General features: G+C 66.2%; 9 protein-coding genes. 7 read left to right on the top strand and 2 right to left on the bottom strand.

Annotated features, from left to right (window positions below):
- From trpD to lexA, 5 genes are all read left to right on the top strand, one after another.
- A partial coding sequence (gene trpD, locus EN738_RS23630; protein ID WP_127285811.1) for an anthranilate phosphoribosyltransferase occupies window positions 1-653 on the top strand: 653 nt, incomplete at its 5' end.
- 5 nt (window positions 654-658) lie between these two features.
- Window positions 659-1,471 carry an indole-3-glycerol phosphate synthase TrpC gene (gene trpC, locus EN738_RS23625; RefSeq protein WP_127285810.1) on the top strand — a complete coding sequence of 271 codons (813 nt, stop codon included), beginning with the start codon at window positions 659-661 and terminating at the stop codon, window positions 1,469-1,471.
- A 2-nt stretch (window positions 1,472-1,473) separates the two neighbouring features.
- Window positions 1,474-1,965: a cyclic pyranopterin monophosphate synthase MoaC gene (gene moaC / locus EN738_RS23620; protein WP_127285809.1), complete on the top strand. Its 492-nt coding sequence runs from the start codon at window positions 1,474-1,476 to the stop codon at window positions 1,963-1,965.
- Window positions 1,965-3,170 (top strand): gephyrin-like molybdotransferase Glp, encoded by a 1,206-nt coding sequence (glp, locus tag EN738_RS23615; protein ID WP_127285808.1) that lies wholly within the window; start codon window positions 1,965-1,967, stop codon window positions 3,168-3,170. The genes moaC and glp overlap by 1 nt, the downstream gene beginning before the upstream one ends.
- 116 nt (window positions 3,171-3,286) lie before the next feature.
- Window positions 3,287-4,021: a transcriptional repressor LexA gene (gene lexA / locus EN738_RS23610; RefSeq protein WP_126054478.1), complete on the top strand. Its 735-nt coding sequence runs from the start codon at window positions 3,287-3,289 to the stop codon at window positions 4,019-4,021.
- Here the strand turns inward: lexA and EN738_RS23605 are convergent.
- Entirely contained in the window at window positions 4,015-6,474 is a 2,460-nt protein-coding gene (locus EN738_RS23605; RefSeq protein WP_127285807.1) for a ComEC/Rec2 family competence protein, read from the bottom strand. The two genes, lexA and EN738_RS23605, sit on opposite strands and share 7 nt — an antisense overlap.
- A 102-nt stretch (window positions 6,475-6,576) precedes the next feature.
- Here EN738_RS23605 and gltX point away from each other — a divergent pair, with 102 nt between their 5' ends.
- Together gltX and gltA are read left to right on the top strand one after the other, a co-directional pair.
- Window positions 6,577-8,001: a glutamate--tRNA ligase gene (gene gltX / locus EN738_RS23600; RefSeq protein WP_127285806.1), complete on the top strand. Its 1,425-nt coding sequence runs from the start codon at window positions 6,577-6,579 to the stop codon at window positions 7,999-8,001.
- Between the two features lie 183 nt (window positions 8,002-8,184).
- A complete protein-coding gene (gene gltA / locus EN738_RS23595) occupies window positions 8,185-9,513 on the top strand; it encodes a citrate synthase (protein WP_127285805.1) in 1,329 nt (442 codons plus the stop codon).
- Window positions 9,514-9,558: 45 nt separating this feature from the next.
- On the opposite strand, the gene EN738_RS23590 is transcribed toward gltA, so the two are convergent.
- The coding region (locus EN738_RS23590) for a lipid-A-disaccharide synthase (RefSeq protein WP_127285804.1) at window positions 9,559-10,344 on the bottom strand (786 nt) is incomplete at its 5' end.

Here is a 10,344-nt window from a genome sequence, read left to right as displayed (position 1 = left end):
CAGCTGCCGATGTGCTCACCGCCCTCGGCGTCAAGATCGACATCGGACCGGAGACGATCGGCCGTTGCATCCATGAAGCCGGCGTCGGCTTCATGTTCGCGCCGGCGCACCATCCGGCGATGAAGCACGTCGGCCCGATCCGGGGCGAGCTTGGCACGCGCACCATCTTCAACCTGCTCGGACCGCTGTCCAATCCGGCCGGCGTCAGCAGGCAGATGGTCGGCGTGTTCCTGCCGGAATGGATCATGCCGGTTGCCGAGGCGTTGAAGGCGCTGGGCACCGAGCACGCCTGGATCGTTCACGGCGACGGCTATGACGAGATCACCACCACCGGCGAGACGCAGGTGGCGGAACTTGCCGGCGGCGAGATCCGCACCTTCGCGCTCACTCCCGAAGCGGTCGGCCTGCAGCGCCACACCAAGGACGAGTTGCGCGGCGGCGACGCGGCCTACAACGCCAAGGCGCTGCGCGACATGCTGGCAGGTGCTGCGGGCGCCTATCGCGACACCGTGCTGATGAATGCGGGCGCCGGCCTGGTGGTGGCCGGCAAGGCGACGACGCTCGCCGACGGCATGGCGAGCGCAGCGCAAGCCATCGACAGCGGCCGCGCGCTCCAAGTGCTCGGTCGGCTGGTTGAAATTTCGAACGAGTAGAGCCCTTGTCCGACATTCTGCGCAAGATCGAAGCCTACAAACGCGAGGAGATAGCGGCGGCCAAGCAGCGCGTGCCGCTGGCCGAGATCAAGGCGCGGGCTCAAGCCGCCGAGGCACCGCGTGGCTTTCTTGCCGCGCTAGAGGCCAGGCGCAGGGCCGGCGGCTTCGGGCTGATCGCCGAGATCAAGAAGGCGAGCCCGTCCAAGGGGCTGATCCGCGCCGATTTCGATCCGCCGGCGCTCGCAAAGGCCTATGCGAATGGCGGCGCGGCCTGCCTCTCCGTGCTGACCGACGCCCCGTCCTTCCAGGGCGCGCCCGAATTCCTCACCGCCGCGCGTGCCGCCGTCGCCCTGCCGGCGCTGCGCAAGGATTTCCTTTTCGACCCCTATCAGGTGTTCGAGGCCCGCGCCTGGGGCGCCGACGCCATCCTGATCATCATGGCGAGTGTCGACGACGCGATGGCGCGCGAGCTCGAGGCGACGGCCCTCGAACTCGGCATGGATGCGCTGGTCGAAGTGCATGACGAGGCCGAGATGGAGCGGGCGCTCCGGCTCTCGTCACGGCTGATCGGCATCAACAACCGCGACCTCAGGACGTTCGAGACCAGCCTCGGCGTTTCGGAGCGGCTGGCGGCGATGGTGCCGGCCGACCGCCTGCTGGTCAGCGAGAGCGGCATCTTCACCCATCAGGACTGCCGCAGGCTGGAGAAGAGCGGCATCGGCACCTTCCTTGTCGGCGAGAGCCTGATGCGGCAACAGGATGTCGCGGCGGCGACTCGCCTGCTTCTGACAGGCAAGGCGCCGGCCGAGGCCGTCTGACGATGGCGGCCGCCCTCACCCATCTTGGCGCCTCTGGCGAAGCCAACATGGTCGACGTCGGCGACAAGGCCGAAACGGTGCGCACCGCGATCGCCGAGGGCTTTGTCTCGATGCGCGCCGAAACGCTTGAGATGATCCTTGCCGGCGATGCCAAGAAGGGCGATGTGCTGGGCACCGCGCGCATCGCCGGCATCATGGCGGCCAAGCGCGCGCATGAGCTGATCCCGCTCTGCCATCCGCTGCTCCTGACCAAGGTTTCCGTCGATATCGAACCGGACAAGTCGCTGCCCGGCCTCAAGGTCACCGCGCTTGCCCGTGTCACCGGCAAGACCGGCGTCGAGATGGAAGCGTTGACGGCGGCCTCTGTCGCCTGCCTCACCATATACGACATGGCCAAGGCCGCCGACCGCGCCATGGTGATCTCCGGCATCAGGCTGGTCGAAAAGACCGGCGGCGAGTCCGGCGACTACAAGTCGGCCGGGGCGGGCGCCTGATGGCGCTGGTTCCTGTGGCCGAGGCGCTCGAGCGCCTGCTGGATGGCGCGGCGCCGCGGGCCAGCGAAAGCGTCGCACTGATCGACGCCGCTGGCCGAGTCCTGGCCGAGCCTGTGGTGGCGCTGCGCACGCAGCCGCCCTTCAACGCCTCAGCCATGGACGGCTATGCGACGCGCGCCGCCGATGTGGCATCCGTGCCGGCGCGGCTTTCGGTGATCGGCATTGCGCCGGCCGGCCGCGGCTTCGAAGGCAGCGTCGGCACGGCGCAAGCCGTGCGCATCTTCACCGGCGCGCCGGTGCCGCAAGGCGCCGACACTATCGTCATCCAGGAGAATGTGCAGGATCTCGGCGGCGGCACGATCGAAGTGACCGAGCCGACCGCTGAAGGGCGCAACATCCGCCGCGCCGGGCTCGACTTCGTAGAAGGCGATGTGCTGCTGGAAAAGGGCCGGCTGCTCGATCCGGCGGCACTGTCGCTGGCGGCATCCGCCAACCACCCGCGCCTCACTGTGGTGAAGCGGCCGCTGGTCGCCATCATCGCCACCGGCGACGAACTGCTGCCACCCGGCAGCGAACTCGGTCCCGATCAGATCATCTCGTCCAACGCCTATGGCGTCGCCGCCGCTGCGCAATCGGTCGGCGCCCGCGCGCTCGATCTCGGCATTGCCGCCGACCGCAGGGAAGCGATCTCCGCGCTGGTCAGGCAGGCCGTCGAGCAGCAGGCCGATGTCATCGTGACGCTTGGCGGCGCCTCGGTCGGCGACCACGATCTCATTCACGGCGTGCTGACCGGCGAAGGCATGACGCTCGATTTCTGGAAGATCGCCATGCGCCCGGGCAAGCCGCTGATGTTCGGCCGGCTGGGACCCGCGCGCTGCATCGGCCTGCCCGGCAATCCGGTGGCGAGCCTGGTCTGTTCGCAGCTGTTCCTGAAGCCGTTGCTGGCGCGGCTCGGTGGCCGCGCGTTCACCCAGGACATTCGCGAGGCGCGGCTGGGCGCCGCGATGCAGGCAAACGATCTGAGGCAGGATTACGTGCGGGCCGTCGTCCGCGAAGAAGCCGGCTCACTGGTTGCGACGCCCTTCGGCATCCAGGACTCCTCGATGCTGCGCATGCTCGCCGACGCCAATGGCCTCGTGGTGCGAGAGCCCTTCGCCCCGGCCGCCGCCGTCGGCGACGCTTGTCGCGTTCTGATGCTACGCTGAACAAAACGTCAACGCATTCATTAAACTTTAAACGGTTGCGGAACACAACTGGAACAGATAGTGTTTGTTCTGGGTTTGTTTTTCTGATTCTGGTTTCAGAACCCGTGGGGGCCGCCATGCTGACGCGCAAACAACATGAACTCCTGATGTTCATCCATGAACGGCTGAAGGAAAGCGGCATTCCGCCCTCTTTCGACGAGATGAAGGAGGCGCTTGATCTGGCTTCGAAGTCGGGCATCCACCGGCTGATCACTGCGCTTGAGGAGCGCGGCTTCATTCGCCGGCTGCCCAACCGGGCGCGTGCGCTGGAAGTGCTGCGCCTGCCCGATTCGATCGCGCCTGGCCTCAATGCCGCGAAGAAGTTTTCGCCGAGCGTCATCCAGGGAAGCCTCGGACAGGGCAATCTCGGCCGGCAGATCAAACCGGCGTCGCCGTCGCGCACCCCCAGCAATGACGACGACGCTGTGTCGGCGGTGTCGATCCCGGTAATGGGCCGCATCGCCGCCGGCGTGCCGATCGACGCCATCCAGCACCAGACGCATTCGATCTCGGTGCCCCCCGACATGATCTCGGGCGGCGAGCATTATGCGCTGGAGGTGAAGGGCGACTCGATGATCGAGGCCGGCATCTTCGACGGCGACACGGTCATCATCCGCAACGCCGACACGGCGAGCCCCGGCGAGATCGTTGTGGCGCTGGTCGACGAGGAAGAGGCGACGCTGAAGCGCTTCCGCCGCAAGGGCGCATCGATCGCGCTCGAAGCCGCCAACCCTGCCTATGAGACCCGCATCTTCGGCCCTGACCGGGTCAAGGTGCAAGGCAAGCTGGTCGGCCTGATCCGGCGCTACTGAGCGGACGGCGCCAGTTTGACCACCGGTCTTTCGGGTCTCTGGTATGGCGGCAGTCCCCTCGCCTCGCGAGAGTATTTGCGCTGCTCGTGCCATGGCCGGTAGGGCTTTTCGACCGCGTAGCGGATTGTTGCTTGCGCGGTCGCCGATTGCGGATCGAAGAAGACGGCGGCGCTGCCTGAGCGGGCGAGCTGGCGTTTGGTGACGACGAGGGCCAGCGAATTCCAGCAGGGACTGTAGGCGGTGGCGTCGTCGATGACGATCAGGTCGGCGAAGGCGCAGGCCGGCCGCGCCGTCTTGCGGTTTTCCGCGAGCGCCACGATTGCGCCGGACGGATGCCGGGCAAGGCACAGTCCGTCCCTGCAGTAGAATGGCGAGCCAGGCGGCAGGTCGAGCGGATCGATGTCGAAGCGTGCATCCCCTGTCTCGAAGGTCTCCGGCTCGACGATGGTCTCGGCCACCAGCGCGCGTTTCCAGTTGTCGGTGGTGAATTCGTTCGACCGCGCCCGGTTGACGGCGAGTTCGCCGCCGCCGATCGGCATCGCCACCAGATGCGCATCCTCCGAGATCAGCACATCGGGCGTGCGGGTATTTGAAACCGTCAGCAGGCCGGCCAGAGCGAAGGGGATCGCCGCAAGTCTCAGCCAGGTCGTGGCCATGGTCGCGATGACCAGCGCTATCGTCACGAAAAGCACCGACTGGATGGAGATCAGCCCGACGGCATCGACCGGCGAGCGTTCGGAGATCCACCCGGAGATCGCAATCATCGCCGTCAGGCCCTTGCCCATCAGATACAGGAATGGCCAGTCGAGACCGAACGGCATCGTCAGGGCGCTGGCGACCCCCAGGAACATGACCACCGAAACGATCGGCATGACGGCCAGGTTGGCGAGCAGGCTGAGCGGCGAAACGCGCTGGAAGTGCCAGATCGCGAAAAGCGCCGTAGCGCTGCCGGCGATGATTGAGGTCATGGCAAGGCCGCCCATCCCCATCACCAGCTTTCGCGACGCAAAGTGAAGGAACGATCGCTTCGGCGGCGGCGCGGTCGTCCTGTCGGCCCGATAGTCCGACCAGCCGGCATAGGCGCCGACCAGCGCGGCGGTGGCGGCGAACGACATCTGGAAACTCGGGCCGACCACTTCGTGCGGCGACACAAGAATGACGGCGATGGCCGAGATCGCCAGATTGCGCATGGTGAGCGCGGCCCGGTCGAACAGCACGGCGACAAGCATCACCGCCAGCATGATGAAGCTGCGTTCGGCGGCGACCACAATGCCGGAGAAGACGAGGTAAGCGGCGATCGAGACCAGCGCGGCGGCGGCGGCATATTTCTTGACCGGCCGGCGCGAGGCGAAGTCGGGAAACAGCGCGAAGGCGCCGCGCAGCAGAAGCATGATGGTGCCGGCAACCAGCGCCATGTGCAGGCCGGAGATGGAGATGATGTGGTAGATGCCGGTGCGCCGCATCGCCTCGTTGATCTCATCGGGAATGCCTGCGCGCACGCCGACGATCAGCGCCGCCGCGATCTCGCCCTCCGGGCCGCCAACCAGGCCGCGGATGTGGTCGGCGATGCTCTCCCGCGCCTTCTCGATCGCGGAAGCGAGGCGCGCCGTCGCTGGCGCCTCTTCGCTGGCTATTGTCTTTGGATTGCCGAGGAAAAAGCCGCTGGCGCCAATGCCCGAAAAATAGCTGTCGAAGGAGAAGTCGTAGCTGTCCGACCGCACCGGGCCGGTCGGCTGCAGCAGCCTTGCATAGCCCGTCAGCAGCGAGCCGGCGGTCATGTCGGCGGGAACTTTCCGCGCCGAAAGCCTGACCCGCTCCGGCGCGTAGCGCAGCTTTGGGTGGGCGGTGGAGATCACATCGATTGTCAGTCTGACGCGGCCGTTCTCCATCTCCTCCAGGCTGACGAGGCGGCCGGTCAGGCGGGTCTGGATCTCGGAACCGAGCATCGGGGTCGCGGCGCGCCAGGTCTCGACCTTTGCGGCGAGAAAGCCCAGGGCGCAAAAGAACGCCGCCATGAAGAGGAGATGCGTCCTTGGCCGCGAGCGCGAAACCAGCGCGCAGACAGCCATCAGCGCCACCGCCGCAAGCGGCCTGTAGAGATCCGGCTCGGCGTTCAGCGAGAAATAGAAGATCACGCCGGCAGCCAGGAACACCGGCACCAGCAGGAAGCCGATGCCGCGATCAAGCTCGGTCGTGGCCGCGTTGCCGATGCTGCGGTGAAACGCCGGCCATGAGACGCGGCCAAGCTGCCTGCGGAGCCGCGTGATGGTTGCCGTTGGCGAGGCCGGGCGGAATCCACCTCCATCGGGCGGCAAAATCTCTTTGGCCGGACGCGGCTCCGGAAGCGAAACCGGCGCGGCATCGGCAGGCAGCATGTCAACAAACAGCAGGCGCTCGCTGACGCCAGCTGTCGTCCCCTCGCCCTCCTCCGCGCCGCGGCCTCGTCCAGCCATCAGGTCTGCCCCTTGCGCCCCAGACCTCCTATGCTACATGAACGCCGAAAACGCGAAAGTCCGCGCCACCACGCCCGCTTCCTGTGCCAGCCTGAGAGTGCCATGTCCGACAAGGTCGTCACCCGTTTTGCCCCCTCGCCGACAGGCTACCTGCACATTGGCGGGGCGCGCACGGCGCTGTTCAACTGGCTCTATGCGAAGCACACCGGCGGCACCATGCTGCTGCGCATCGAGGACACCGATCGCGAGCGCTCCACCGAGGCGGCGACCGCTGCCATCCTGGACGGGCTGACCTGGCTCGGCCTGTCATGGGACGGCGAGGCCGTGTCGCAGTTCGAGCGCGCGCCGCGCCATCGCGAGGTCGCGGAGCAGCTCGTACGCCTGGGCAAGGCCTATTACAGCTACGAGACACCCGCGGAGCTTGAGGCGATGCGCGAGGCGGCGCGGGCCAAGGGCCTGCCGCCGCGCTACAACGGCCAGTGGCGCGAACGCGACCCGTCCGAGGCGCCTCCCGGCCTCAAGGGTGCCATCCGCATCAAGGCGCCGACCGACGGCGAGACCGTCGTGCACGACCGCGTGCAGGGCGAGGTGCGCTTTCCCAACAAGGATCTCGACGATTTCATCATCCTGCGCTCGGACGGCAACCCGACCTACATGCACGCCGTCGTCGTCGACGATCATGACATGGGCGTCACCCACATCATCCGCGGCGACGATCATCTGACCAACGCAGCGCGCCAGACGGTGATCTACAACGCCATGGGCTGGGATGTGCCGTCGATGTCGCACATCCCGCTGATCCATGGCGCCGACGGCGCCAAGCTGTCGAAACGGCATGGCGCGCTCGGCGTCGAGGCCTATCGTTCGATGGGCTATCTGCCGGAGGCGCTGCTCAACTATCTCGCCCGCCTCGGCTGGAGCCATGGCGATGACGAAGTCATGTCGATCAAGGACATGATCGGCTGGTTCGACATCGGCGACGTCAACAAGGGCGCCGCCCGCTTCGACTTCGCCAAGCTCGAGGCGCTGAACGGCGTGCACATGCGCAAGATGGACGATCATGCGCTTTTCGACATCTTCGTCGCCACCCTGCCCTATCTCGAAGGCGGCCCCGCGCTCGCCGCCCGGCTCGACGACCAGAAGAAGGCGCAGTTGCTCGCGGCCCTGCCCGGCCTCAAGGAGCGCGCCAAGACGCTGGTCGAACTGGTCGACGGCGCGGGGTTCCTGTTTGCCGAGCGGCCGTTGCCGGTCGACGAGAAGGCGGCGGCGCTGCTTTCCGGCGAGGCGCGCGCCGTTCTGCGTGGCGCCCATGCGACGCTGACAGCGGTCTCTGGCGACTGGACGGCAGCTGCCGCCGAGGCCGCGATCCGTGACTTCGCGCAGGCCGGCGGCCACAAGCTCGGCGCCGTGGCGCAGCCGCTGCGAGCCGCGCTGACCGGCAGGAGCACGTCGCCCGGCGTGTTCGACGTGCTTGCCGTGCTCGGCCGCGAGGAAAGCCTGGCGCGCATCGCGGATCAAATCGATTAGGAGCGAACTGGCCCAAGAAGATTGGCATTGAAAGGCGCGTTTCGCAGTGCAACATTAGGCCTTGGCCCAATCTGGCACGCACCTCCTAAAATGCGGTGGCGAGTACGCGCATTCCGGTGATTTCGATGTGTCGTTTTGCAGGAATTTGCCTTGCCGGCATGAGGAAACAAGAAGGAGTTTCTAATGAGCGAAGCTGCAACAAAACTGGACTTGGGGGCCAACCCGCGCGAGTCGACCGCCAAGCTGGAACTCGCCGGCAAGACGCATGAATTCAAGGTGCGAAGCGGTTCGGTCGGGCCTGACGTCATCGACATCGGCGCGCTCTACAGCACCACCGGCGCCTTCACCTACGATCCCGGTTTTACCTCGACGGCAAGCTGCGAGTCGGCCATCACCTTCATCGACGGCGACGCCGGCATCCTGCTGCACCGCGGCTATCCGATCGACCAGCTCGCCGAGCATGGCGACTTCCTCGAGGTCTGCTACCTCCTGCTCTACGGCGAATTGCCGACCAAGGCGCAGAAGGACGACTTCGACTACCGGGTGACGCGCCACACCATGGTGCATGAGCAGATGTCGCGCTTCTTCACCGGCTTCCGCCGCGATGCGCATCCGATGGCTGTCATGTGCGGCGTGGTCGGCGCGCTGTCGGCCTTCTACCACGACTCGACCGACATTTCGGATCCCTACCAGCGCATGGTCGCCTCGATGCGGCTCATCGCCAAGATGCCGACGATCGCGGCGATGGCCTACAAGTACCACATCGGCCAGCCCTTCATTTATCCGAAGAACGAGCTGAACTTCGCCGCCAACTTCCTGCACATGTGCTTTGCGGTGCCGTGCGAGGAGTACAAGATCAATCCGGTGCTGGCGCGCGCCATGGAGCGCATCTTCATCCTGCACGCCGATCACGAGCAGAACGCCTCGACCTCGACGGTGCGTCTTGCCGGCTCATCGGGCGCCAATCCGTTTGCCTGCATCGCCGCCGGCATTGCCTGCCTGTGGGGCCCGGCGCATGGCGGCGCCAACGAGGCGGCGCTCAACATGCTGGGCGAAATCGGCCATGTCGACCACATCCCGGAATTCATCGCCCGCGCCAAGGACAAGAACGATCCGTTCCGGCTGATGGGCTTCGGCCATCGCGTCTACAAGAACTACGATCCGCGCGCCAAGATCATGCAGAAGACCGCGCATGAGGTGCTGGGCGAGCTCGGCATCAAGGACGACCCGTTGCTCGACATCGCCATGGAGCTGGAAAAGATCGCGCTCACCGACGCTTATTTCATCGAGAAGAAGCTCTATCCGAACGTCGACTTCTATTCCGGCATCACGCTGAAGGCGCTGGGCTTCCCCACCACCATGTTCACCGTGCTGTTCGCGGTCGCCCGCACCGTCGGCTGGATCGCGCAGTGGAAGGAGATGATCGAGGATCCGCACCAGAAGATCGGCCGGCCGCGTCAGCTCTACACGGGCGCCGCCGAACGCGACTACGTGCCGATCGCCAAGCGCTGATCGCGCCCGAGCGAAAAGGTGAAAAAGCGCCCGCGAGGGCGCTTTTTATTTGATGTGTCGCAGAACGACCTCGGCGGCGATATCGCCTGACGGTCTGTCCGTCGCCATGCGCCGCGCGATCTCGGCGAACCCGTCCTTCTGCCAGGCGCGCATGCCGGTGTCGGAAAACAGCGTCTCCAGTTGCCTGGCGAGGTTCTCCGGCAGGACATACTGGTCGTAAAACTCCGGAACCAGGGTCCGGTCCGAGATCAGATTGGGCAGCAGCGCCGACCAGACGGAAATGAGATGAGGCATGACCAGCCGCGCTACGGGATCGAGCTTGTAGCACGACACCATCGGCACGCCCGACAGGGCCAGTTCGAGCGATACCGTTCCCGAGGCGATCAGCGCGGCGTCGGCCTTGCCGAAGGCCTGCCATTTGCGTTCGGGCTCGACGATGATCTCCGGTTTGTCGTCCCAACTGGCGACCGAAGCCCTGACCAGCTCGGCGACGTGCGGCACGGTCGGCAAGAGCAGACGCAGGCGATGCCCACGCTGGCGCAGGATCGACATCGTCTTGCCGAACGGCTCGATTAGCCGGCGTACTTCGCCACGACGGGAACCCGGCAGCACCAGCAGCGTCTTGACGCGATCCCCCGCCAGGTCCCGGGGGAGCCCTTGCGCCTTGGCTGCGCCAAGCACGCCAGGATCCCGCGCCAGGCGATGCCCGACATAGGTGCCAGGCGGACCGCCGAGGCGGGCGAGCGCCTTCACCTCGAAAGGCAGGATGCACAGGATATGGTCGACATAGGGCTTCATCGCCACCGCCCTGCCCGGTCGCCATGCCCAGAC

It is taken from the genome of Mesorhizobium sp. M4B.F.Ca.ET.017.02.2.1, assembly GCF_003998955.1.
Classification (GTDB): Bacteria; Pseudomonadota; Alphaproteobacteria; order Rhizobiales; family Rhizobiaceae; genus Mesorhizobium; species Mesorhizobium abyssinicae.
Note: the sequence above shows the minus strand (reverse complement) of the source record. Positions and strands in the feature narration are given on the sequence as shown.

Coding starts and splice junctions, on each gene's coding strand:
- moaC (WP_127285809.1), top strand. CDS start 1,474: ATGGCGGCCGCCCTCACCCATCTTGGCGCCTCTGGCGAAGCCAACATG.
- glp (WP_127285808.1), top strand. CDS start 1,965: ATGGCGCTGGTTCCTGTGGCCGAGGCGCTCGAGCGCCTGCTGGATGGC.
- lexA (WP_126054478.1), top strand. CDS start 3,287: ATGCTGACGCGCAAACAACATGAACTCCTGATGTTCATCCATGAACGG.
- EN738_RS23605 (WP_127285807.1), bottom strand. CDS start 6,474: ATGGCTGGACGAGGCCGCGGCGCGGAGGAGGGCGAGGGGACGACAGCT.
- gltX (WP_127285806.1), top strand. CDS start 6,577: ATGTCCGACAAGGTCGTCACCCGTTTTGCCCCCTCGCCGACAGGCTAC.
- gltA (WP_127285805.1), top strand. CDS start 8,185: ATGAGCGAAGCTGCAACAAAACTGGACTTGGGGGCCAACCCGCGCGAG.